We start from the raw sequence: 26,308 nt of genomic DNA, 5'->3' as shown, positions 1-26,308 counted from the left end.
GGTGGTATGTTCGTGAATACAGTGATTGCGTTTATTATTATTTTTGGAACGCTCGTTTTTTTCCACGAGCTTGGCCATTTAATTATGGCGCAGCGCGCGGGGATTTTATGCCGCGAGTTCGCAATTGGTTTTGGGCCGAAGATTTTCTCCTTTAAACGAAAAGAAACCGTATATACCATTAGACTTCTCCCTATTGGCGGATTTGTTAAAATGGCTGGAGAAGACCCTGAAGTCATCGAAATTAAACCAGGTCATACAGTGGGGCTCTTATTCAATGAGCAAAATGAAGTAGAAAAGATTATTTTAAATGATAAAGAAAAATATCCTGATGCACTTGTCATCGAAGTTGAGCAGATTGATTTAGATCATGCCATGAGAATCTCAGGATATGAAGCTGGAAATGAAGATATTTTGACTGGCTACAATGTTAGTCAAACAAGTTTCTATATTGCAGATGGTGAAGAAATTCAAATCGCACCATACAATCGTCAATTCGGTTCAAAAACAGTATGGCAGCGAATTAAAGCCATCGCAGCTGGACCGATCATGAACTTTATCCTGGCGTATGTGATTTTGGTTGCTTTAGGTTTTATTCAAGGGGTAACCGTTGATGATCCTGTACTCGGTAAGCTCACGAAAGACGGCCGAGCAGCGGAAGCTGGACTCATGCAGGGAGATCACATCGTATCCATTAACGGCGAGAAAATGAATTCTTGGACAGACGTCGTTCAAACAGTTCAAAAGAACCCTGAGAAAAAAATGAATGTCGTCATTGACCGAGACGGCAAAGAGAGCACTGTGCAGGTTGTACCAGAAGCCGTGAAAGCAGACGGGAAAAGCATTGGCCGTTTCGGATCCTATCCGCCAACGGAAAATGGATTCTTGAAAGTCATTTCCTCTTCAGGAACAACGGTCATATCAACAGCAGGTCTGATCTTAACGAACTTGCAAAAAATTGTCACAGGACAATTTTCACTAGACATGTTAGCAGGTCCTGTTGGAATTTATGACATGACAGGAGAAGTAGCCAAACAAGGTGTGTTAACATTAATGCAGTTTGCGGCGTTCCTCAGTATCAACCTAGGCATCGTGAATTTATTACCGATTCCTGCACTAGACGGAGGGCGTTTACTATTCTTATTTGTTGAAGCCATTCGCGGTAAGCCAATTAATCGTGAGAAGGAAGCACTTGTTGTCTTTATCGGTGTTGCTTTCCTCATGCTGTTAATGTTAGTGGTAACGTGGAATGACATTCAGCGGTTATTTTTATAAAAACCATTCTCTCTTGTTTCTCATTCCGGGAAACAAGAGTTTTTGTGAGAAGTCCTATTTCATAAATGAGGTGTAACGACATGAGACAATCCCTGACTTTCATTCCAACTCTTCGAGAGGTGCCGGCAGATGCTGAGGCAAAAAGTCATCAACTCTTAGTAAGAGCTGGATTTATTAGACAAAACACAAGTGGAATCTATCATTATCTGCCGCTTGCGCATAAAGTCATTCAGCATATTCAATCCATCGTCCGCAAGGAAATGGAAAAGGCAGGCGCAGCTGAGCTGTTAATGCCAGTGCTGCAGCAGGCAGAAATGTGGCAAGAATCAGGCAGATGGTATACATACGGTCCCGAATTGATGCGTATGAAGGATCGCCATGGCCGCGAATTTGCGCTTGGCCCAACCCACGAAGAAGTGATCACATCACTAGTACGCAGCGAAGTGAAATCGTATAAGAAGCTTCCTTTAACTCTATATCAAATTCAATCAAAATTCCGTGATGAACAGAGACCACGCTTTGGACTGCTGCGCGGACGTGAATTTATTATGAAGGATGCATACTCATTCCATTCTTCGCCAGAAAGCCTTGATGAAACATACAACAAAATGTTTACGGCTTACTCTAATGTGTTTTCAAAAGTAGGTCTCAATTTTAGACCAGTCATTGCAGATTCAGGGGCAATGGGCGGAAAAGATACGCATGAGTTCATGGCGCTCTCAGAAGTCGGAGAGGATACCATAGCTTATTCTGATACTTCCTCATATGCCGCGAATATCGAAATGGCTGAGGCTGTATATCACGGAGAAGAAGCAAATCCTGCGGACTTCAAAGAACTTGAAAAAGTCCATACGCCGCAAGCGAAAACCATTCAAGATGTGGCTGGATTTTTAGAAGTTGATCCTTCTGCTTGCATTAAATCTGTTTTGTTTAAAGCTGATGATGCGTATGTTCTGATCCTTACTAGAGGCGATCATGAAGTAAATGATGTGAAAGTGAAAAACTTAGTAGGAGCACAGCTTGTCGAGCTTGCTTCACGCGAAGAAGTGCTGGAAGTCATTGGAACTGAGCCTGGATTTGTTGGACCTGTTAAACTGGAAGCAGAAGTCGATATTTATGCGGACCTTGCGGTTAAAGGCATGACAAATGCAGTTGCTGGTGCAAACGAAGCGGATTATCACTATGTCAATGTCAATCCAGCACGAGATGTGTCGGTAAAAGAATTCACAGATCTTCGCTTGATTCAAGAAGGAGACATTTCTCCAGATGGGGAAGGCACTATTCAGTTTGCAAAAGGGATTGAAGTTGGACAAGTCTTTAAACTGGGCACTCGTTATTCTGAATCAATGGATGCAACGTACCTCGATGAGAATGGTCGTGCGCAGCCTATGATTATGGGCTGCTATGGCATCGGCATCTCTAGAACGCTTTCAGCGATTGTTGAACAGCATCACGATGAGAAAGGAATCATTTGGCCGGAAACAGTGGCGCCATATGACCTTCACCTCCTTGCATTAAATATGAAAAACGATGCGCAAAAAGAACTGGCTGAAACGTTGTACGAGCGATTAGAAGATGAAGGCTTCGATGTACTTTTCGATGACCGTCAGGAGCGTGCAGGAGTGAAATTTGCAGACAGTGATTTAATTGGACTGCCAATTCGCATTAGCTGTGGAAAACGTTCAGAAGAAGGTATTGTTGAAGTGAAGTTTAGAAAATCAGGTGACTCACATGAAGTATCTGTTGATGATCTGATTTCGTTTATACGCCAAGCATAAAACGAACAAAAAAATGAAGGTACCTCCTGTAGAAAAGAGGTACCTTTCTGATTGACAAAAGGAGGGTCCTGTCTTGGATGAACAATTACCGATCACACGGCGGCAATTTCATATATTACTCAATCAGATTCAAATGACAGATGATGACCTCAGTCGTTACTTTGAAGAAGGGGAAATCGTCAAATTGACGGTGCATAAGGCGACGAAAACATGGCATTTCTTTTTTAAATTTAAGGCGCTTTTGCCTTACAAAGTATACGCCATGTTTCTCAGCAGGCTGACAAATGCATTTTCTCATATTGCACAAATCACTTGTACGATTGAAGTGAATGATCCGCACATATCTGAAGAACTCGTGCAATCGTACTGGTCACATTGTGTGGAAGAACTTCAAGGAATTTCCCCCCCAATCGTCAGTTTGCTTCAGCAGCAAAAACCATCGCTGTCTGGACATAAAATCATCATTAAAACGAAAAGCGAAACAGAGGCACTCGCTATTAAGAAAAAGTACAGTCCAATGCTCCAGGCTGCATTTAAACAAGTGGGCTTTCCAGAGCTGCAATTCGATACAGAAATTTTTGTATCAGATCAAGAGATTCAGAAGTTCAGAGAACAAAAGCTTGCTGAAGATCAAGAAAGAGCCATGCAAGCCCTCACTGAGATGGAGAAGAAAGAAAGTGAGGAGCAGGATGAAGCTCCGTCAGGCCCTCTGATGATTGGCTATCAAATCAAAGACAATGAAGAAATTCGTACGCTTGATAGTATCATGGACGAGGAAAGAAGAATCACCGTTCAAGGCTATGTATTCGATGCAGAAACGCGTGAGCTGAAAAGCGGGAGAACGCTTTGTATCTTTAAGATCACAGATTATACAAACAGTATTTTGATCAAAATGTTTGCAAGAGAAAAAGAAGATGCTCAGCTGATGAAATCATTGAAAAAAGGCATGTGGGTGAAAGCAAGAGGAAGCATTCAAAATGATACATTTGTCAGAGATCTTGTCATGATCGCCAATGATGTCAATGAAATGAAACCGCAGCTGAAAGAAGATACAGCACCTGAGGGTGAAAAGCGTGTGGAGCTTCATTTACATTCCCCTATGAGCCAAATGGATGCTGTCACTGGCATTGGCAGGCTTGTTGAACAAGCAAAAAAATGGGGACACGAAGCAATTGCTTTGACGGATCATGCCGTTGTACAATCCTTCCCTGATGCGTATGCAGCAAGTAAAAAGCATGGCATCAAAATGATGTACGGTGTGGAAATCAACTTAGTTGATGATGGTGTACCGATTGCATATAACCCAGAGCACCGCTTGTTAGAGGATGCGACGTATGTCGTATTTGACGTAGAGACAACTGGACTTTCAGCCGTTTATGACACGATCATTGAGCTGGCAGCAGTGAAAATAAAAGGCGGGGAAATCATTGACCGCTTTGAGGCATTTGCAAATCCCCATCACCCGTTATCAGCGACAACCATTGAATTAACAGGTATCACCGATGATATGGTGAGAGATGCACCAGATGTTGTCGACGTTGTGCGGGATTTCAAAGAATGGATTGGACAAGATATCCTTGTTGCACACAATGCGAGCTTTGATATGGGCTTTTTAAATGCAGCATATAAACGTCTGTTAAAAACAGATAAAGCGTCAAACCCTGTCATTGATACACTTGAACTTGGCCGATTCCTTTACCCAGAATTTAAAAATCACCGGCTGAACACCCTCTGTAAAAAGTTCGATATTGAACTAACGCAGCATCACCGGGCGATTTATGATGCAGAGGCGACAGGCTATCTCATGCTGAAGATGCTAAAAGATGCGGCTGAAAAAGAGATTGCCTATCACGATCAATTGAATGAAAACATGGGGCAGTCGAATGCCTACCAGCGCTCACGTCCTTACCATGCGACTTTGATTGCTCAAAATGAGACAGGCCTTAAAAATTTATTTAAACTTGTTTCACTTTCTCATATTCATTATTTTTACCGGGTCCCGCGCATACCTCGCTCACAGCTTGAGAAATATCGAGAAGGTTTAATAATCGGGTCTGCCTGTGATAAGGGTGAAGTGTTTGAAGGGATGATGCAAAAATCACCTGATGAGGTGGAAGACATTGCAGCATTTTACGACTATTTAGAGGTACATCCGCCAGAAGTGTATCAGCACCTGCTGCAGCTTGAGCTTGTTCGAGATGAACGTGCGTTAAAAGAAATCATCACAAACATTGTCAAACTTGGTGAAAAGCTGAATAAACCAGTTGTAGCGACTGGAAATGTACATTACCTGCATCCAGAGGACAAAATTTATCGTAAAATCTTAATTTCATCACAGGGTGGAGCGAATCCGCTGAACCGCCATGAACTGCCAAAAGTTCATTTTAGAACGACAGATGAAATGCTCGAAGCGTTCTCCTTCCTAGGAGACGAAAAAGCAAAAGAGATCGTCGTAACGAATACGCAAAAAGTATCTGAGATGGTCGAAAGCATTAAACCTATCAAAGATGATCTTTACACACCAAAAATCGAAGGTGCAGATGAAGAAATACGGGAAATGAGCTATCAAATGGCGCGCAGCATCTACGGAGATGACCTGCCGAAAATCGTAGAAGACCGCATTGAGAAAGAATTAAAAAGTATTATCGGTCATGGATTCGCCGTTATTTACTTAATCTCTCATAAGCTCGTAAAAAAATCACTTGATGATGGATATCTTGTTGGATCAAGGGGATCTGTCGGATCATCTCTTGTTGCGACATTAACAGAGATTACTGAAGTGAATCCACTTGCACCTCATTATGTATGCCCAAGCTGTAAGCACTCTGAGTTCTTTAATGACGGATCTGTTGGTTCAGGCTTTGACCTTCCTGATAAAGACTGTCCAGAATGTGGTACGCCGTATAAAAAAGACGGACATGATATTCCGTTTGAAACGTTCTTAGGTTTTAAAGGAGACAAAGTCCCTGATATTGATTTGAACTTCTCAGGTGAATATCAGCCGATAGCGCATAACTATACGAAAGAGTTGTTCGGGGAAGAGTACGTATACCGAGCAGGTACGATTGGTACCGTTGCAGAAAAAACAGCATACGGTTACGTGAAAGGCTATGCAGGAGATCATAACCTTCATATGAGAGGCGCTGAAATCGACCGGCTTGTACAAGGCTGTACAGGGGTAAAACGGACAACGGGCCAGCATCCAGGCGGGATTATCGTAGTGCCTGATTATATGGACATTTACGATTTCTCACCTATTCAATTCCCAGCAGATGCGACAGGTTCTGATTGGAAAACGACACATTTTGATTTCCATTCGATCCACGATAACTTGTTGAAATTGGATATTCTTGGGCACGATGATCCAACGGTCATTCGTATGCTTCAAGATTTAAGCGGAATCGATCCAAAAACGATTCCAACAGATGACCCTGAAGTGATGAAAATTTTCCAAGGGACAGAGCCTTTAGGTGTAACAGAAGAGCAAATTGGCTGTAAAACAGGTACACTTGGTATACCGGAATTTGGGACAAGATTTGTTCGCCAAATGCTAGAGGATACAAAACCAACGACCTTCTCAGAGCTTGTTCAGATTTCTGGACTATCACATGGTACGGATGTATGGCTCGGAAACGCGCAAGAGCTCATTCACAATAAAACGTGTGAACTAAGTGAAGTGATTGGGTGCCGTGATGATATTATGGTCTATCTCATCTATCAGGGCTTAGAGCCGTCACTCGCCTTTAAAATCATGGAATCTGTTCGTAAAGGAAAGGGACTTCCTCCTGAATGGGAAGAAGAAATGAAGAATAATAATGTACCAAACTGGTATATTGATTCTTGTAAAAAGATCAAATACATGTTCCCTAAAGCCCACGCGGCTGCTTATGTATTAATGGCTGTTCGTATTGCTTATTTCAAAGTGCATCATGCACTTCTGTACTATGCGGCTTACTTTACCGTTCGTGCGGATGACTTTGATATAGAAACGATGACAAAAGGGTCGAATGCGATTCGAGCTGTTATGGATGACATTAACTCAAAAGGTCTAGATGCATCACCGAAAGAAAAGAACCTATTAACTGTACTAGAGCTTGCCCTTGAAATGTGCGAAAGAGGCTACCATTTCAAAAAAGTGGACCTCTACCGCTCAAGTGCAACAGAGTTTATCATTGATGGAGACGGATTAATTCCGCCATTCAACTCGATCCCTGGACTCGGAACAAACGTTGCGTTAAATATTGTTCGCGCGCGGCAAGATGGGGAATTCCTTTCAAAAGAAGATTTACAAAAACGTGGAAAAGTGTCGAAAACCATCCTTGAATATTTAGATCGTCAAGGCTGTTTAGAAGCACTTCCTGATCAAAACCAGCTTTCTTTATTTTAAAGTGATAAAAAAAGAGCGTCCTAAAAGGGCGTTCTTTTTTATATATACAATAATTTTATTATGTTAACTAATAAAGATTTCTTATCAATTGGAATTATTTTCTTATTCGTTCATATATCTTGATTTATCGTGATGTTTTAAGAGAAGAGATTGTATGTCATTCTTTCTACCCAAATAGAGCTCAAAAGAGAATTTCGCCGTCTGAAATGTTCTTAAGCGACATATGATCATTCTGGGTACAGTCAGAAGGAGAATCAAGAGAAAAACCTTCGATGAGCGTAAAGCTGATTGCTGTTTACTATGCTTATTTTTGAAACTATTTGATTCTTTTCAAAACTGTACAGATCACGAAACGAAAGATAAAAAGGAGGCGGTTCGTCTATTGATCAATGTTTCACTAAAAAGAAGGGGTGAGCAATAAAGAAATGGCATCTTACAACTATGTAGAGGTTCTACAAAAATCCATGCTGTTTTATGAAGCACAGCGGTCAGGCCGGCTTCCGGAAAGTAATCGTCTTAACTGGCGGGGAGATTCTGGACTAGAGGACGGGAAGGATGTTGGGCATGACTTAACTGGCGGCTGGTATGATGCAGGAGATCATGTGAAATTTGGACTTCCGATGGCTTACTCAGCAGCCGTGCTTGCATGGACAGTATATGAATATCGAGAAGCTTATGAAGAGGCGGAGCTGCTTGATGAGATACTAGATCAAATCAAGTGGGCAACGGATTATTTCTTGAAAGCACATACAGGACCGAATGAATTTTGGGCGCAAGTCGGTGATGGAAACGCCGATCACGCTTGGTGGGGACCAGCAGAAGTGATGCCGATGAACCGGCCAGCTTTTAAAATTGATGAACATTGTCCTGGAACAGAAGTAGCTGCACAAACTGCGGCGGCTTTAGCAGCAGGTTCTATTATTTTTAAAGAAACAGATGCGTCCTATGCAGCAAAGCTTTTGACGCACGCCAAACAGCTATATGCATTTGCTGACAGGTATCGCGGCAAATATACAGATTGTGTCACCAATGCGCAGCCATTTTACAACTCCTGGAGCGGCTATGTTGACGAACTTATTTGGGGCGGAATCTGGCTGTACTTGGCCACAAATGAAGAAACGTATTTAAACCAAGCATTAAAAGCAGTAGAGGAATGGCCGAAGGATTGGGATTATACGTTTACAATGTCATGGGACAATACTTTTTTTGCTTCACAAATTTTACTTGCAAGAATCACGAAAGAGAACAGATTTATAGAATCGACTGAGCGTAATCTTGATTACTGGACCACAGGTCTTGTTCAAAATGGAAAAGTAGAAAGAATCACCTATACGCCTGGCGGTTTGGCATGGCTGGATCAATGGGGTTCACTTCGTTATGCCGCCAATGCAGCATTTTTAGCCTTTGTATATGCTGATTGGGTATCTGATCAAGAAAAGAAGAATCGATACCAATCGTTTGCGATCAAGCAAACTCACTATATGCTAGGTGACAATCCGCTGAATAGAAGCTACGTCGTTGGTTTTGGCCAGAATCCGCCGAAGCATCCGCACCATCGTACTGCACACGGCTCATGGTCGAACCAGCTGACAAATCCTTCAGTTCATCGGCACACACTTTATGGAGCGCTTGTTGGGGGCCCTAATGCACAGGATCAATATGACGATGACATCTCGGATTATATATCAAACGAGGTGGCGACCGATTATAATGCCGCCTTTACTGGAAATATCGCCAAAATGGTGCAGCTTTTTGGTCAAGGACAATCAAAGCTGCCAAATTTCCCGCCTAAAGAACAGGTGGAGGATGAGTTTTTTGTAGAGGCGGCTGTGATGCATAACGATACAACATCTACTCAAGTGAAAGCAGTGCTTTACAACCGGTCCGGCTGGCCGGCAAGAAGCAGTCAAACACTGTCATTTAGATATTACGTCAATCTGAGTGAGGTCTTTGCAAAGGGATTCACGGAAAAGGATATTCAAGTGACAGCAGCCTACAATGAAGGCGCTTCCTTATCGCCTTTAAAGGTATATGACGCATCAAGCCGCGTCTATTTTGCAGAGATCGATTTTACGGGCGTAGCTATTTTCCCTGGAGGAGAATCTGAGCATAGGAAGGAAATACAATTTCGATTATCTGCTCCAAATGGATCGAATATATGGGATGCCTCAAATGATTATTCCTATCAAGGGTTAACATCCAATATGCAAAAAACACCGAAGATTCCTGTCTTTGACGATGGTGTTTTAGTATTTGGCACACTTCCAGACAAATAAAAAAACAACGAGTTTATTGAAAGGGTGAAGGACTTGTCAAACAAAGAACGGTTTTTAACGCTTTATCATCAAATTAAAAGCGATGCGAATGGATATTTTTCACCAGAAGGAATTCCGTATCATTCAATCGAGACGCTCATTTGTGAAGCACCTGATTATGGGCATATGACAACTTCAGAAGCGTATAGCTATTGGCTGTGGCTTGAGGTGCTGTACGGACATTACACAGGGGACTGGAGCAAATTAGAGGCAGCTTGGGACAATATGGAGAAGTACATCATTCCAGTCAATGAGGATGGACATGATGAGCAGCCGCATATGAATGCTTATAATCCGTCCAGTCCAGCCACATACGCAGCAGAGAAACCATTTCCGGATCAATACCCAAGCCAATTAACCGGTGCCCGTTCTGCTGGTCAAGATCCAATTGATAGTGAATTGAAATCAACCTATGGATCGAATGAAACGTATTTAATGCACTGGCTTCTTGACGTAGATAACTGGTATGGCTATGGAAACTTGCTCAACCCATCACATAAAGCGGCATATGTGAACACCTTCCAGCGTGGTCCACAGGAATCTGTATGGGAATCCATCCCTCATCCATCACAGGACGATAAATCTTTTGGTAAGCCGAATGAAGGCTTTATGAGCTTGTTCACAAAAGAAAATCAAGCTCCAGCTGCTCAGTGGCGCTATACGAATGCAACGGATGCTGATGCACGTGCGATACAAGCGATGTATTGGGCAAAGGAGCTCGGCTATAATAAGCCGGCTTATCTTGATAAAGCGAAAAAAATGGGGGATTTCCTCCGTTACGGCATGTACGATAAATATTTTCAAACGATTGGAAGCGGAAAGCAGGGGAATCCGTATCCTGGAAATGGAAAGGGCGGCTGTCATTATTTAATGGCATGGTATACCTCTTGGGGCGGAGGACTTGGGGATTATGCAAACTGGTCATGGCGAATCGGGGCGAGCCATTGTCATCAGGGATATCAAAACCCTGTTGCCGCTTATGCTTTATCCTCAGATAAAGGAGGCTTAAAGCCATCTTCAGCTACCGGGGCAAGCGATTGGGAAAAAACATTAAAGAGGCAGCTTGAATTTTACGTATGGCTTCAATCGAAAGAGGGAGCCATAGCAGGAGGCGCAACCAATAGCTGGAATGGAGACTATAGCGCTTATCCGGCGGGGAGAAGTACTTTTTATGATATGGCATATGAAGATGCGCCTGTTTACCTTGATCCGCCATCAAATAACTGGTTTGGGATGCAGGCGTGGCCAATGGAGCGCGTAGCAGAGCTTTATTATATTTTTGTGAAAGATGGCGACAAAACATCTGAAAATGTCCAAATGGCCAAATCTGTCATGACAAAATGGGTCAGCTATGCATTAGATTACATTTTTATCGGCAGCCGTCCTGTGTCGGATGAAGAGGGTTATTTCTTAGATGACCAAGGACAAAGAATTCTAGGAGGAACAAACGTTTCTGTTGCTACAACAAGTGCGCCTGGAGAGTTTTGGCTTCCTGGAAATATTGCTTGGAGCGGACAGCCTGATACTTGGAATGGGTTCCAGTCTGCAACAGGGAATCCAAATTTAACAGCTGTAACAAAAGATCCGACTCAGGATACGGGCGTATTAGGAAGTCTTGCCAAAGCTTTGATATTCTTTGCTGCGGCCACAAAACTGGAAACAGGTGATTATACAGCTCTTGGTGCAAGAGCGAAAGATGCAGCCGCGCAGCTCCTAGAGGTTGCATGGAATTACAATGATGGCGTCGGCATAGTGACAGAGGAAGATAGAGAAGACTATGACCGTTTCTTTAGAAAAGAAGTGTATTTCCCAAATGGATGGAACGGGACATTTGGTCAAGGAAATCAGATTCCTGGAGCCAGCACCATTCCTTCTGACCCGCAGCGAGGAGGGAATGGGGTCTATACGAGTTTTGCTGATCTTCGTCCGAAGATTAAACAAGATCCAGCGTGGTCTTCACTCGAAAGTAAATATCAGTCTTCATTTAATGAAGCTACAGGCAAATGGGAGAATGGCGCACCAGTTTTCACTTATCACCGCTTCTGGTCTCAAGTGGATATGGCCACTGCCTATGCTGAATATCATCGACTGATCAACTAAGAGGTCAAAATCAAACTGTCGGCTTTCTAGCCGGCAGTTTGAATAGGTAATATCAATCCAATGAAAATAAGGGTGATTTTACATGGTTAAAGAAAGAAGCTTTCTTCATCAATCATTCAATAGTGGCGAAAATGGGCAGGAAAATCCGATATGGAAAAAAGAGGCGGATGATCGAATCTCAGAACATAGACAAAGAGATATTGTGATCAACGTGACAAACGGTGATAAAAAGCCAGTAGCAGGTATAGAGGTTGAAATGAAGCAAATCAGGCATGAATTCGCATTTGGTTCAGCAATGAATGACCAAGTGTTATTTAATCAACAATATGCTGATTTTTTCGTAAAGCATTTTAATTGGGCTGTTTTTGAAAATGAGGCAAAATGGTATGCGAATGAGCCGCAAAGAGGAAAAATCACCTATGAAAAAGCAGATGCGATGCTGAATTTTGCAGATCGACATCAACTTCCAGTGAGGGGGCACGCTTTATTTTGGGAGGTAGAGGATGCGAATCCAAGCTGGCTGAGGTCACTGCCGAATCACGAAGTATATGAAGCCATGAAAAACCGGCTTGAGCATGCGGGCAATCATTTTAAGGGAAGATTCCGTCACTGGGATGTAAACAATGAAATGATGCACGGCTCATTTTTTAAAGATCGCTTTGGGAAAAATATTTGGAAGTGGATGTATGAAGAAACGAAAAAAATTGACCCCAAAGCACTATTGTTTGTGAATGATTATAATGTGATCTCATATGGTGAGCACCATGCGTATAAAGCGCATATCAATGAACTGCGTCAGTTAGGCGCACCTATTGAGGCGATTGGGGTTCAAGGTCATTTTGAAGAACGGGTCGATCCAGTCATTGTCAAAGAGAGGCTCGATGTGCTTGCTGAGCTTGGTCTTCCAATATGGGTCACAGAGTACGACTCTGTTCACCCTGACCCTAATAGAAGAGCCGATAACCTAGAGGCTTTATATCGCGTCGCATTTAGTCATCCAGCCGTTAAAGGAGTACTGATGTGGGGATTTTGGGCAGGTGCCCATTGGAGAGGTGAACATGCGGCCATCGTGAATTATGATTGGTCTTTAAATGAAGCAGGACGACGTTATGAAAAGCTTCTAAATGAGTGGACGACCCAAAGAGTTGAAAAAACAGATGCTAATGGCAATGTGATATGTCCAGCATTTCACGGAACATATGAGATTAGAATCGGCAAAGAAAATAAAATGCTCAAACAGCAGACAATTGAACTCGATTCAAATGAACAAACACCGTTTCAACTAGACGTAATCTTGCCTAAAGAAGGATAGAGATAGATTGTGAGGAGAATGTAAATGAAAAAGTGGGCTCAAAGAGTGTCTTGCTTCATACTTGTGGCCGTTATATGGTCAGGCTGGTTTTCACTTACGATTAAGGCCGCCGCTTATGTGCAGACGTCTGGTACACAATTTACGCTGAACAATCAACCATTTTACTTCGCCGGCACAAATAATTACTACTTCCATTACAAATCTAAAAAGATGGTAGATGCTGTGTTCGATGATATGAAAGCAATGAATTTAAAGGTCATCAGGATATGGGGCTTTCATGACGGGGCCCCTCAAGAAAACTCAGTCTTACAATCTAGTCCAGGGGTCTATGAAGAATCGGGTTTTCAAAAACTAGATTATGCGATTTATAAAGCAGGACAGGAAGGAATAAAGCTTGTTATCCCACTAGTGAACAATTGGGATGACTTTGGCGGTATGAATCAATACGTAAAGTGGTTCGAGGCAGGATCGCATGATGCCTTCTATACAGATCCTCGTATTCAAAAAGCTTACAAAAATTATGTGCGCTATGTATTAGAAAGAACCAATACGTATACAGGTGTTCAATATAAAAACGATCCAGCTATTATGACTTGGGAGTTAGCCAATGAGCCGCGTGTTCAGTCAGATCCAACGGGAAATGTACTAGTCAAATGGGCAGATGAAATGAGTAAATGGATCAAATCGCTGGATCGTCACCATCTTGTTGCAGTAGGAGATGAAGGGTTCTTTCGCATACCAGGGCATGAAGATTGGTTTTACGGAGGCGGAGAAGGGGTCGATTGGGACCGTTTGACGGCTCTTCCTAATATCGATTATGGGACCTATCATCTGTACCCAGATCACTGGAACAAATCTGCTCCTTGGGGAGTGAAATGGATTGAAGACCATATCACCCGCGGGAACTCAATCGGAAAACCAGTTGTTTTAGAAGAGTTTGGCTATCAAAATCAATCAGCACGTCCTGACGTATATCAAAGCTGGCTGTCAGCGGTTGAGCGGCTCGGAGGGGCTGGCAGTCAATTTTGGATTTTAACTAGCATTCAGGACGATAACTCGCTTTATCCAGATTATGACGGTTTCCGCATCATAAAAGGGAGCAGGGAGGCAGCACTTATCAGTGAACATGCGAAAAGAATGAATGAAAAGAACCGATTTTCCAAATAGAATATGAGAATGCATGTTTATCATCTTCTCTATATTTAAATATCTTGAAATATGAAACGGTTATGAGACCAACCATTGAAAAAGGTTTTCAGAAACGATCAACAAGCAGAAGGTATTTATGAGATCGTTGAGGAAGGAGGTGGTTATATTTATTTTTTATATTAATTCATAAAAATATATTTCCAATAACTTGACTAAATGGAAATTTAATTCTATACTCTGTATCACAGAGTTCTTTGTGGAAGAGGAGTTTATTTATGAATAATGAAAAATTAAATAATTCAGAAATATTAGAGAATTTATCTCATATCAAGACGATTACAAATTATAAAACAGAGTATTGTAAACAAACTAGTATTTATTTTATCATTTGGGGCCTCATTTGGATAATGGGATATTCAATCCCTTTACTTTTTGCTAACTCAATAGCTACAGGTGTCTTTTGGCTTATTTTAGGAATTGCGGGCTGGGTTATCACTTTAACTACATATTTTAAACAAAAGAAAATGATACCGATGCCCTTGTTTTTAAGAACTCAATTGCAATACACATGGCTTGGTCTTGGAATCATTTTAGGTATCTTTATTTTTTTAATATGTGTTGGTTTATTACCATATACATTAAAGAATTTACCCTTTTATGTTGTTTTATTGGTTTCTATCATGTATTTACTCTTAGGTATTGTTCTGGCTAAAGAGATCTTTATTATGGGGTTCTGGCTAAGTGTTTTAGGTGTAACTACATTTTTATTATTTCCTAGTTTAATGAACATTATCTTTGCTTTTATTGGTGGAGGAAGTTTGTTATTAACTGGCGTGATTTTAAAAAGAAAAGGACAAGGAAATGAGTAATGTCAATAGTTTAAATGATTTAATCCATCCAAAAGTTCGATTAGGGATTATGAGTTTATTAATGGTTTATGAAAAATGTGATTTTAGCTTCTTAAAAGGTTCTTTATCTGTAACAGACGGTAATTTGGGTTCGCATTTAAAAAAATTAGAGGATGCAGGCTATGTGCTAATCACAAAGACTTTTGTGGATAAAAAACCAAAAACAATCGTTAGTATAACAGAGTTGGGAGAGCACGCCTACAAAGAATATTTGAGTGTTATTGAAGCCATTTTAAAAAATAAATGAGATGGAAGGAAAGGGTGCCAAATGTTGAAAATAGAAAACGTCAGTAAAAAATACGGGACTACCCAAGCGTTAGACAGTATTACATTAACGATTCCAGAAGGAGTTTGTTATGGATTAATAGGTCCAAATGGGTCTGGTAAATCAACCTTGATGAAAATTATATCTCACATCATAAAATCTTATGAAGGCAGAGTTGAGCATGTTGGTGAGTCTAAAAGTGTGCTCGGCTACATCCCTCAAGACATCAGCTTAGAGGAAAAGTTAACAGCTAAAGTAAATATGGAGTTTTTTGGACAGATTTATGGTTTAAAAGGGAAGACATTAGATGAACGAGTAGAAAAAACACTAAAAGATGTTGGATTGTGGGAAAGAGCAAATGATATAGTTGAAAGCTTTTCAGGAGGAATGAAACGTCGTTTGAATATTGGTTGCGCTCTAATGCACGCTCCTAAGTTAATTCTTTTAGATGAACCGACAGTGGGGGTAGATCCTCAATCAAGACGTTATATTTTCGACATCATTAACAAATTGAAGGAAGAGGGAAGAACTATTATCTATGTTAGTCATTATATGGAGGAAATAGAGAGTTTATGTGATTATGTGGCTTTCATTGATAAAGGGAAAATTGTAGAAGAAGGAAAAATAGGTGAGCTTTTGAATCGTTACGCAGAAACATCTGTCTTTTTTGAATCTATGATTCCTAATAAAACATTAACTAGTCTCGGGTATGATTTTATTACTCATCAAGGTGGAGTGTTAGTAAAAACTACAAAACCATTAGATACTTTAGAAGATTTGGCTAAACTGAGTAAAAAGGAATCATTGGTTCCCGAGCAATTATCTTTGTACAGACCGAGACTTGAAGATGTCTTTTTTCAATTAACAGGAACAGATTTACGTGATCAATTACAATAAATATCTTTATGAATGAAAACCACTCTCGTATTTCAATTAAATTAACTTAAAAGAGTAACTGATGTAGAAAGAGCATAAATCTAACGAACAGAATGAATTTGTGTGTACCGTAGATTTAAAATCATACGTAATTAGTCAACATTATGTGACTAATTCTAATTCGTCACATCCATAAATGGTAAAATAAATAAAAAATGTGATTATTTAAGAGTTATATAGAATGGGAATCAAATTAATATAACGGGAGTGATTTTTATGTGGCCATTAGTCCGCATCGAATCTATAAAACAGGTGAAAGATCGATCATTGTTGTTCTGGACCATTTTATTACCAGTTGCTTCAATTATTCTTTTAATAGAATTATTTACATCAGGTAGTTCTCAAGCACAAAAAACATTGGTTGCTTCTCAATCAGTGACAGGGATGAGCGTGTTTTTCTCCACATTTGTCATTATTTCAATTGTCATTAGTTTTGTAAAAGATCGTGAGAAAGGAATTGTGGCAAGGCTAGCAAGTACTCCTTTACAGCCGCATCATTTTTTTCTTGGAAAGTGCGTTCCTTTCTTTATCATCATTTTATTTCAAGTTTTGTTGTTAACCATTTTAGGGGTTTATTTATATGGTATTGAAATAACACAATACAGCTCGTATTTCTTAGTAGTTGTCCTATTATCAATGCAAGTGACTTCATGGGGAGTTGCCATCGCCGCATTTGCTAAAACTGAGAATACAGGCCTAGTGATGACAAACATGATTGCTTTAGGGACAGCAGTTGCTTGTGGTTTATGGACTCCATTTGATCAATTACCTGGTTATCTCAAAATAATTGGAATGCTCTTCCCGCAGTATTGGGCACATCAAGGCTTAGTGCAATCAGTATCAACACTACCCGGGGGAGAGAATTTGATCTTAGTAACAGTAGTCCTTATAGGCTATACACTGTTAGGGTTTATTCTTTCGTTAGTTGGCTATAAAAAATATATAAAGAGAGCCAGAGGCTAGCCTCTAAAAATTCCAGCTAAATGTTATGCACATAAACTTTAAATGTTGATTTTAATGATTTATCTAAAATTCAAGTAGTCTATTTCTAAAACGCTGACCACAAAATCAATACATGTATGCCGTCTGTAGAAAAGGAGTGAGGCAATGTTAAGTGAAGAGGTAGAACTGTATGTTGAAAGTTGTTTTCGGCCATATAAAATTTGACTGGAATTGATTCATCGGAAGAAGCCATACATTGTGCAAATAAATTGAATATAAAAGCTAATTTTATTTGTACAGATATCAAAAATTTTTCATCACATGCGAAAAGTTATGATGTGATTTTAATACATTTGTGTTTTGGGCTGTTTGATGATCCGTTAGCATTATTAGAACAGCTAATTCCTTATTTATCAAATGAATCTATTATTTATATTGTTGATTTAAATCGAGATAGTCTAGAAAGTGGATTGAGTTCAGTTCAGAACAAAGAAGAGGAACTGTATTTATATGATCAATATCACGCCTCTTTGACATTATCTGAGTTCGAACAGTTACTCACCTATATGACCAAAACTAGAAAAGATATGATGTATAAGATTGGTACTTCTATAATTGGAGGGTTTAGCCCATTTAGTATGGAGTTTTTATCGTTAATAGGAAATGAAAATTTACAACAAACGTTAAGACAGGTTCCAGACGAATATAGCAGTTCAGAACAGAAGACACCTTTACTTTTACATGCATGGCTTATTAAACAGTCTGGATAGAATAACTCCATGTAAACATGGTTCTTTCTTTATGTATAATGTGAATGATCTCTAAATTGCTATTCGCTAAAAATTAAAGTGGCGTTTGTTTCTTTGAAGTGAGGGAGCAAAGGGATTAAAATTGAACTGTTTATTTCTTTAGCGTTGAAGTTTTTATCCATTAGGGAGCTTTGAACTGATACACTCTTTTCTTCTATATGAATACCCACCCTGTGTCATACAAAATGTTTTTTCGAAATAGAAATGACTTAGTGTAGATATTACTTTCTTTCATAGGGGCCCTGTTCTTCGCTCTCATTGCATACAGCTGCATTATTCCCAGCCCGTTCTGGTCAGAGTGGCTTTCCGTCTATATATATCTATATATAAAGGAAGAGAGAGGTATTAATGGTACTGAACATGCTGCAGTAATCGATGAACGAGTACCTATTTTAAGGAGGAACTTCATTTGCATAAAAAAATTGGATATGGTATAGTTTTTATGGAAATGCTAACGATTACCGAGACAAGAGTGGGGAAACCCGCTCTTTTGTATTGAACAGGCAATTTTTGTCTCGACATTATTCATCCGTTTTCTGCTCCCCCTGCTCACATAAAGCAGGGTTTTTATGCAGAATGATTGATAAGAGCGTTTATCGAAAGCACAAGGAGGAAGAGAATGAGCAAAAAAGTAGTGGATGTCGTAAGCGAAATGGTACAGCCAATTTTAGATGGCTTACAGCTTGAACTCGTTGATGTTGAATTTGTCAAAGAGGGTCAAAACTGGTTCCTTCGCGTGTTTATTGACTCTGATAAAGGCGTCGATATCGAAGAGTGTGCCAAAGTGAGCGAAGCCTTGAGCGAAAAGCTTGATGAGGCAGATCCGATTAGCCAAAACTACTTTCTTGAAGTGTCCTCTCCTGGAGCGGAGCGCCCATTAAAGAAAAAAGCTGATTTTGAAAAAGCACTTGGAAAAAATGTTTTCATGAAAACATATGAACCAATTGATGGTGAAAAAGCATTTGAAGGTGAGCTTACAAGCTTTGATGGTGAGATTGCAACAGTGACAGTGAAGATCAAGACAAGAAAGAAAGAGATCAATATTCCATACGAAAAAATAGCTAACGCAAGATTAGCAGTTTCGTTCAATTAACCTTTTCATTGATATAAGGGGGAACCATAAAAATGAGTAGTGAGTTGTTAGATGCCCTGACTGTTCTTGAGAAAGAGAAGGGTATTAGTAAAGAAATTATAATTGAAGCAATAGAAGCTGCACTCATTTCTGCATATAAGCGTAACTTTAATCAAGCGCAAAATGTTCGTGTTGATTTAAACCGCGAAACGGGAACGATTCGTGTGTTCGCAAGAAAAGATGTTGTAGATGAAGTGTATGATTCTCGTCTTGAAATCTCAGTAGATGATGCAGCCAATATTAACCCGAATTACATGGTTGGTGACGTCGTTGAGATTGAAGTCACACCAAAAGACTTCGGACGCATTGCAGCTCAGACAGCGAAACAAGTTGTGACGCAGCGAGTGAGAGAAGCAGAGCGTGGTGTGATCTACACTGAGTTCATCGACCGCGAGGAAGACATTATGACGGGAATCGTTCAGCGAATTGACAGTAAATTCATTTACGTGTCACTTGGCAAAATCGAAGCCCTTCTTCCTGTCAATGAACAAATGCCAAATGAGGAATACAAACCGCATGACCGCATTAAAGTGTTCATTACAAAAGTGGAAAAAACAACTAAAGGACCGCAAATTTATGTGTCTAGAACACATCCAGGTCTTTTAAAGCGTTTATTTGAAATTGAAGTGCCAGAAATTTATGATGGTACTGTAGAGCTTAAATCGGTTGCTAGAGAAGCTGGGGACCGTTCTAAAATATCTGTTCGTACAGATGATCCTGATGTTGATCCAGTTGGCTCATGTGTTGGACCAAAAGGTCAGCGTGTACAAGCAATTGTCAATGAGCTAAAAGGCGAAAAAATTGACATTGTCCATTGGTCTAATGACCCGGTTGAATTTGTTGCCAATGCGCTGAGTCCATCAAAAGTACTTGATGTCATTGTGAATGAAGAAGACAAGGCGACAACAGTCATTGTCCCTGATTACCAGCTGTCATTAGCGATTGGTAAAAGAGGTCAAAATGCTCGTCTTGCAGCAAAGCTGACTAGCTGGAAAATTGACATTAAAAGCGAAACAGATGCAAGGGAACTCGGTATTTTCCCAAGAACTGAAGACTCTGAATCTCTTTTCTTAGAGGCTGAACCAGTAGCTGAGGAATCTGACGAATAAGAGGTGATGTTAAAGGTGAATAGCCGAAAAAAAATCCCGCTTAGAAAATGTGTCGTGACGGGAGAAATGAAACCAAAGAAAGAACTGATCCGTGTTGTTCGTTCTAAAGAAGGTGAAGTGTCTGTTGACGCAACCGGAAAAAAGAACGGACGCGGAGCTTACCTTTCTCTCGATAAAGAAACCATTCTTGCGGCAAAGAACAAACGCAGTTTACAGCAGCAATTTCAGACACAGATTGACGAACACATATTTGAAGAATTACTAGAACTAGCTGAAAAGGTGAAAAAACCAAATGAATGAATCTGAATGGTATCCTTTGCTTGGTCTAGCAAATCGAGCTCGTAAAGTCGTGTCAGGAGAAGATCTGGTGATCAAAGAAATTAGACATGCGCGTGCTAAGCTGGTTCTTCTTGCAGCAGATGCCTCATCTAACACAGAGAAAAAGGTATCTGACAAATGCAAATTTTATAATGTTCCGGTTAGAAAAGTTGAAGACCGTTCCGTTCTCGGACGTTCTATTGGGAAAGAAGCTCGCGTAGTTGTCGCTGTCACTGACCAAGGCTTCGCTAAGAAGCTCATAAGCTTGCTCGATTAATTTATTTGGGGGTGAACGAATGGCTAAAGTGAGAGTATATGAATACGCAAAAGCCATAGATGTTTCAAGTAAAGATATTATAGCAGCGCTTAAGGATATGAACGTGGAAGTGAACAACCACATGGCGACGCTTGAAGACGACACTGTGAAAAAGCTAGACGCTATCTATAAAAAAGCCAAAGCAAAAGAGACAGCTAACGAGAAACCCGCAGAACAAAAAAAACAATCATCTAACAAAAACAATGATAGAAAGAAGAATGACGTGCAGAATAATCAATTTAATAAAAACAAAAAAAACAACAACCAAAATAAAAACAAAAACAAACGCGGTGGAAATAACAAACCGCAGCATCAGCAAGCTAGACCTGTGAAGCCTAAAAAAGAGCTTCCTGAAAAAATTGAATTTACAAATTCAATGACCGTCGGCCAACTGGCTGATGAGCTTGGAAAAGAAACAGCTGAAATCATCAAAAAGCTGATGATGCTTGGTGTCATGGCAACGATCAACCAAGAACTTGATAAAGATACAGTTGAATTAATCGCTTCTGAATATGGTGTTCCAGTTGAGGAAGTCATCATTTTAGAAGAAACTGAACTTGAAAAGTATGAAGTTGAAGATAAAGAAGAAGATATGCAAGTACGCCCTCCAGTTGTGACGATCATGGGACACGTTGACCACGGAAAAACAACTCTTCTTGACAGCATTCGTAAGACAAAAGTCGTCGAAGGCGAAGCAGGTGGAATCACGCAGCATATCGGTGCATACCAAATTGAAGAAAATGGCAAAAAAATTACGTTCCTTGATACACCTGGACACGCAGCATTTACAACGATGCGTGCACGTGGTGCCGAAGTAACGGATACGACAATTCTAGTCGTTGCAGCAGATGATGGTGTCATGCCGCAAACAATTGAAGCCATCAACCATGCAAAAGCGGCAGAAGTGCCAATCATTGTCGCTGTCAACAAAATTGACAAACCAACAGCGAACCCTGACCGTGTGATGCAGGAGTTAACTGAGCATGGTCTTGTACCAGAAGCTTGGGGCGGTGAAACGATCTTCGTTCCACTATCTGCAAAAACAGGTGAAGGCATTGACGAATTGATCGAAATGATCCTTCTTGTCAGCGAAGTTGCAGAACTGAAAGCCAACCCAAATCGTGCGGCAAAAGGGACTGTCATCGAGGCTGAGCTTGATAAAGGAAGAGGTTCTGTTGCAACCCTCCTTGTTCAAACAGGTACACTTCATGTAGGTGACCCAATTGTTGTTGGAAATACATTTGGCCGTGTACGTGCAATGGTCAATGACATCGGTCGCCGCGTGAAAACAGCAGGACCATCTACACCTGTTGAAATCACTGGTTTAAATGATGTACCGAATGCAGGGGATCAGTTCCTCGTATTCAAAGATGAAAAAACAGCTCGTCAAGTCGGTGAGGCGCGTGCTTCTAAGCAACTGGACGAACAACGTTCAGATAAAGCGAAATTATCTCTAGATGACCTATTTGAGCAAATCAAACAAGGTGAAGTAAAAGATATCAACTTAATCGTAAAAGCAGACGTACAAGGTTCTGCTGAAGCATTAACGGCAGCTCTTCAAAAAATTGAAGTCGAAGGCGTAAAAGTGAAAATCATCCATACGGGTGTTGGAGCAATTACGGAATCAGATATCATTTTAGCAAGTGCTTCTAATGCCATCGTGATCGGCTTTAACGTACGCCCTGACGGAAATGCGAAGAGCACAGCTGATACAGAGAACGTAGATATCCGCTTGCACCGCATTATCTATAAAGTCATCGATGAAATTGAAGCTGCGATGAAAGGGATGCTTGACCCTGAATATGAAGAAAAAGTCATCGGTCAAGTTGAAGTTCGTCAAACGTTCAAAGTATCTAAAATCGGTACAATTGCAGGCGGCTATGTGACTGAAGGAACGATTACAAGAGATAGCGGAATCCGCTTAATCCGTGACGGCGTCGTTATTTTTGAAGGCGAAGTTGACGTGTTAAAACGATTTAAAGATGATGTGAAAGAAGTTTCACAAGGCTATGAATGTGGTATTACCATTAAGAAATACAATGATATCCGTGAAGGTGATGTCATGGAATCATTCGTTATGCAAGAAATCGAAAGAAAATGATCGGTTATACCGAATGTGAGTGCATGATCTATGATGCATCCTCACTGAAGGAAAAACGTGCGGTTCTTCAGCGTATATTGACAAGAACGCGTCATAAATTCAATGTAACCATTGCTGAAATGGATTACCAGGATACATGGCAGCGTACATCAATTGGAATCGCCGTGATTTCCTCATCTCGGGTTCAAGTGGAAAAGGAGCTTCAGCGTGTATTAAGCTTTATCGATTCTTTTCCTGAAATTGAACGAACGATCACGAAAACTGAGTGGTTTTAATTAGAGGTGATAAGATCATGAGTATGAGAGCAACCCGTGTGGGTGAGCAAATGAAAAAAGAATTGGGCGACATCTTAGGCAGAAAGCTAAAAGATCCAAGAATCGGCTTTTTGACTGTAACCGATGTCGAAGTATCCGGAGATTTGCAAATTGCCAAAGTCTACATTTCTGTTCTTGGCGACGAGAAGAAAAGGGAGGAAACCTTAAAAGGCCTTGCAAAGGCTAAAGGGTATATCCGCTCTGAAATTGGCAATCGAATCAGACTTCGCAAAACACCAGAACTGCATTTTGAATTCGACGAATCCGTAGATTACGGAAACCGAATTGAAAGCCTGATTGCTGAATTAAACACAAAAGATCACGAATAAGACGTTGAAATAAGGATAGGCGATGATCGTCTGTCCTTTTTCATCGTTTATGAAAGGAGAGAACGCAGATGATAAATGGTGTTCTTTTATTACATAAAGAAAGAGGCATGACCTCTCACGACTGTGTGTTTAAAGTAAGAAAGATCTTGCACACAAAAAAAGTTGGACATACAGGCACCCTCGACCCAGAGGTTTCAGGTGTTCTGCCTATTTGTATCGGAAGAGCAACGAAGATCGTAGAATACTTAACAGATAAATCGAAAACGTATGATGCGGAAATCACGATTGGCTTTTCTACAACAACAGAAGACCAAACAGGTGAGATTGTAGAAGAAAAAAAGGTGGAAAAACCGATCTCAGAAAAAGAAATTGATGCGGCGCTGAAGCAGTTTGAAGGAACCATTGAACAAATTCCTCCCATGTTTTCTGCTGTGAAAATTGGCGGGAAAAAGCTCTATGAATATGCAAGAGAAGGCATTGAAATCGAGCGGCCGAGCCGTGAAATTACCATTCACCGTATCGAGCGGACAACACCTGTCACATATAAGGATGGTAGCGTGTCATTTAGATTCACCGTTCTATGCTCAAAGGGAACGTATGTGAGAACTTTAGCGGTTGATATCGGGAAGAAACTAGGGTTTCCAGCTCACATGTCACATCTCATTCGCACAGGGTCTGGCGATTTTACACTTGATGAATGTATCACGCTGGATGAGCTGCGAGATATAAGTGAGGATGGAACTGTAGATGAGCACCTTGTCCCGATCGAGCGTGCGCTCAATCATTTGCCGAAATGGGAGATAAATGATACATTAGCAAGTAAAGTGGAAAACGGTGCAGTCCTGCCAATGCCTGATGAATTTGCTCATTTCGCAGAGGAGGATCGTGTCGCTGTATTTGCTCCTTCAGGTCGTTGTCTGGCGATATATATGAAGCACCCGACCAAACAGAACCTGATGAAGCCGGCGAAGATCTTATCTCAGGACAAGCAATCTTAAAGAAAAGGTGACATCTCGTGAAGACTATACATATTTCACACCCACATACATTGAATCAAAAGAATCAAGTCCCGTCTGTCATGGCTTTGGGCTACTTTGACGGTGTTCACCTCGGGCATCAAAAAGTCATTGATGAAGCAAAAAGCATTGCGAAAAAAGAAGGATTGGTCTTAGCGGTTATGACCTTTCATCCGCACCCATCACATGTTTTGCAAAAGGCACGGGAACCAAAAGACTTAATTACACCGCTTGAGGATAAAATTGATTTCATCGAACAGCTGGGCGCTGACTATTTATACATCGTGCAATTCAGCGAGAGTTTTGCAGCACTATCTCCTCAAGAGTTTGTGGATCAATATTTGGATGAACTGAATGTGAAGCACGCAGTAGCGGGGTTTGATTTTACGTTTGGCCGTTTTGGTGCAGGCACAATGGAAACGTTCGATGAATACGGAAAAGGGCGTATCACGGCAACTATTGTACCTAAGCTTTCCAATCAAGACCGAAAAGTCAGCTCCACTCTCATTCGTTCCGCATTAAAAAATGGGGATGTAGAATATGTGAGCGAGCTATTAGGAAAACCTTATCAGCTTCGTGGTATTGTCATCCATGGAGACAAACGCGGACGGACGATCGGTTTTCCGACAGCTAATGTCGGCTTATCTGCTGAATACATTATTCCGCCAACAGGGGTATATGCAGTAAGAGCAGAAGTGAAAGGCAAAGAATATGACGGCGTTTGTAACGTTGGCTATAAACCAACATTCTATGAAAAGCGTCCTGATCAGCCTGCCATTGAAGTAAACCTTTTTGATTTTAACGAAGAAATATATGGCCAGCCGATTAAATTACAATGGTTCAAGCGCATTCGCAGTGAACGAAAATTTAACGGAATCCAGGAGCTGACGGCTCAAATCAGTCAAGATAAAGAAGAAGCGATTCAGTTTTTTCAAGATCAGCTCAAACAAACAAAAAAATCATAGAAAAACTGCTCTACCATTTGCAAATTCAGCATATTTTTAGTATGATTATTCCTGTAGCTTTAAAACCACTTACTTGGCAAACCGACTTCACCGACGGTTGCGAGGTAGATGGGGCTAACATGATTTGGAGGTGAAACAGGATGGCAATTACTCAAGAGCGTAAAACGCAATTAATTAATGAGTTCAAAACACACGAATCTGATACTGGATCTCCAGAAGTTCAGATCGCTGTCCTAACAGAATCAATTAACAACTTGAACGAGCATTTACGTACTCATAAGAAAGATCACCACTCACGTCGCGGTCTTTTGAAAATGGTAGGTAGACGTCGTAATCTTCTTACGTATCTACGTAATAAAGACGTAACTCGTTACCGTGAGTTAATTAACAAACTAGGCTTACGTCGATAATCGTAAAAAGCGGGAGGATTCCCGCTTTTTTATCGTATAATCACTAATATTTTATGGTTAAAATGTTGAAAGAATGGCAAAAACCCTTCTACATACAGCTTTCACATTGATATGTGAAAATCATT

General features: G+C 40.6%; 22 protein-coding genes. All 22 read left to right on the top strand.

The window, feature by feature from the left end; translation table 11 throughout:
- Positions 1–6: 6 nt before the first annotated feature.
- Entirely contained in the window at positions 7–1,272 is a 1,266-nt protein-coding gene (rseP, locus tag MHI60_RS18640; RefSeq protein ID WP_087975441.1) for an RIP metalloprotease RseP, read from the top strand.
- Positions 1,273–1,352: 80 nt separating this feature from the next.
- Positions 1,353–3,050 carry a proline--tRNA ligase gene (locus tag MHI60_RS18635; RefSeq protein WP_144485201.1) on the top strand — a complete coding sequence of 566 codons (1,698 nt, stop codon included), beginning with the start codon at positions 1,353–1,355 and terminating at the stop codon, positions 3,048–3,050.
- Positions 3,051–3,183: 133 nt separating this feature from the next.
- Positions 3,184–7,437 carry a PolC-type DNA polymerase III gene (locus MHI60_RS18630; protein ID WP_238409541.1) on the top strand — a complete coding sequence of 1,418 codons (4,254 nt, stop codon included), beginning with the start codon at positions 3,184–3,186 and terminating at the stop codon, positions 7,435–7,437.
- A gap of 425 nt (positions 7,438–7,862) precedes the next feature.
- A complete protein-coding gene (locus tag MHI60_RS18625) occupies positions 7,863–9,713 on the top strand; it encodes a glycoside hydrolase family 9 protein (RefSeq protein ID WP_144485437.1) in 1,851 nt (616 codons plus the stop codon).
- A 33-nt stretch (positions 9,714–9,746) separates the two neighbouring features.
- Positions 9,747–11,852, top strand: coding sequence for a glycoside hydrolase family 48 protein (locus MHI60_RS18620; protein WP_144485204.1), 2,106 nt, complete (start codon positions 9,747–9,749; stop codon positions 11,850–11,852).
- Positions 11,853–11,934: 82 nt separating this feature from the next.
- A complete protein-coding gene (locus tag MHI60_RS18615; protein ID WP_144485207.1) occupies positions 11,935–13,164 on the top strand; it encodes an endo-1,4-beta-xylanase in 1,230 nt (409 codons plus the stop codon).
- A 24-nt stretch (positions 13,165–13,188) separates the two neighbouring features.
- Positions 13,189–14,331 (top strand): cellulase family glycosylhydrolase, encoded by a 1,143-nt coding sequence (locus MHI60_RS18610; RefSeq protein WP_144485208.1) that lies wholly within the window; start codon positions 13,189–13,191, stop codon positions 14,329–14,331.
- A gap of 257 nt (positions 14,332–14,588) precedes the next feature.
- Complete coding sequence (locus tag MHI60_RS18605) at positions 14,589–15,182, top strand: hypothetical protein (protein WP_144485210.1); 594 nt, start codon at positions 14,589–14,591, stop codon at positions 15,180–15,182.
- Positions 15,175–15,468, top strand: coding sequence for a transcriptional regulator (locus MHI60_RS18600; RefSeq protein WP_144485212.1), 294 nt, complete (start codon positions 15,175–15,177; stop codon positions 15,466–15,468). Before MHI60_RS18605 ends, MHI60_RS18600 begins: the two co-directional genes overlap by 8 nt.
- Positions 15,469–15,489: 21 nt before the next feature.
- Positions 15,490–16,383, top strand: a complete 894-nt coding sequence (locus MHI60_RS18595; RefSeq protein ID WP_144485214.1) for an ABC transporter ATP-binding protein — start codon at positions 15,490–15,492, stop codon at positions 16,381–16,383.
- Between the two features lie 255 nt (positions 16,384–16,638).
- Positions 16,639–17,385, top strand: coding sequence for an ABC transporter permease (locus tag MHI60_RS18590; RefSeq protein WP_144485216.1), 747 nt, complete (start codon positions 16,639–16,641; stop codon positions 17,383–17,385).
- A gap of 200 nt (positions 17,386–17,585) precedes the next feature.
- Positions 17,586–18,134, top strand: coding sequence for a class I SAM-dependent methyltransferase (locus MHI60_RS18585; RefSeq protein WP_144485218.1), 549 nt, complete (start codon positions 17,586–17,588; stop codon positions 18,132–18,134).
- Positions 18,135–18,792: 658 nt separating this feature from the next.
- Positions 18,793–19,266: a ribosome maturation factor RimP gene (gene rimP, locus MHI60_RS18580; protein ID WP_003211398.1), complete on the top strand. Its 474-nt coding sequence runs from the start codon at positions 18,793–18,795 to the stop codon at positions 19,264–19,266.
- 32 nt (positions 19,267–19,298) lie between these two features.
- Positions 19,299–20,414: a transcription termination factor NusA gene (gene nusA / locus MHI60_RS18575; RefSeq protein WP_024424140.1), complete on the top strand. Its 1,116-nt coding sequence runs from the start codon at positions 19,299–19,301 to the stop codon at positions 20,412–20,414.
- 15 nt (positions 20,415–20,429) lie between these two features.
- Positions 20,430–20,714, top strand: a complete 285-nt coding sequence (locus MHI60_RS18570; protein ID WP_095408688.1) for a YlxR family protein — start codon at positions 20,430–20,432, stop codon at positions 20,712–20,714.
- Positions 20,707–21,009, top strand: coding sequence for a YlxQ family RNA-binding protein (locus MHI60_RS18565; protein ID WP_024424138.1), 303 nt, complete (start codon positions 20,707–20,709; stop codon positions 21,007–21,009). The genes MHI60_RS18570 and MHI60_RS18565 overlap by 8 nt, the downstream gene beginning before the upstream one ends.
- A 19-nt stretch (positions 21,010–21,028) precedes the next feature.
- Complete coding sequence (infB, locus tag MHI60_RS18560; protein WP_095408504.1) at positions 21,029–23,149, top strand: translation initiation factor IF-2; 2,121 nt, start codon at positions 21,029–21,031, stop codon at positions 23,147–23,149.
- Positions 23,146–23,424, top strand: coding sequence for a DUF503 domain-containing protein (locus MHI60_RS18555; RefSeq protein WP_024424137.1), 279 nt, complete (start codon positions 23,146–23,148; stop codon positions 23,422–23,424). Before infB ends, MHI60_RS18555 begins: the two co-directional genes overlap by 4 nt.
- 17 nt (positions 23,425–23,441) lie before the next feature.
- On the top strand, positions 23,442–23,792 hold the full coding sequence (gene rbfA / locus MHI60_RS18550; protein ID WP_007499525.1) for a 30S ribosome-binding factor RbfA: 351 nt from the start codon (positions 23,442–23,444) through the stop codon (positions 23,790–23,792).
- Positions 23,793–23,860: 68 nt separating this feature from the next.
- Positions 23,861–24,790, top strand: coding sequence for a tRNA pseudouridine(55) synthase TruB (truB, locus tag MHI60_RS18545; RefSeq protein ID WP_144485220.1), 930 nt, complete (start codon positions 23,861–23,863; stop codon positions 24,788–24,790).
- A gap of 17 nt (positions 24,791–24,807) precedes the next feature.
- A complete protein-coding gene (ribF, locus tag MHI60_RS18540) occupies positions 24,808–25,773 on the top strand; it encodes a bifunctional riboflavin kinase/FAD synthetase (RefSeq protein WP_144485222.1) in 966 nt (321 codons plus the stop codon).
- 140 nt (positions 25,774–25,913) lie between these two features.
- A complete protein-coding gene (rpsO, locus tag MHI60_RS18535; protein WP_008354438.1) occupies positions 25,914–26,183 on the top strand; it encodes a 30S ribosomal protein S15 in 270 nt (89 codons plus the stop codon).
- Positions 26,184–26,308: the final 125 nt, after the last annotated feature.

It is taken from the genome of Bacillus sp. FSL K6-3200, from assembly GCF_038630485.1.
GTDB classification, from domain to species: domain Bacteria; phylum Bacillota; class Bacilli; order Bacillales; family Bacillaceae; genus Bacillus; species Bacillus safensis.
Note: the sequence above shows the minus strand (reverse complement) of the source record. Positions and strands in the feature narration are given on the sequence as shown.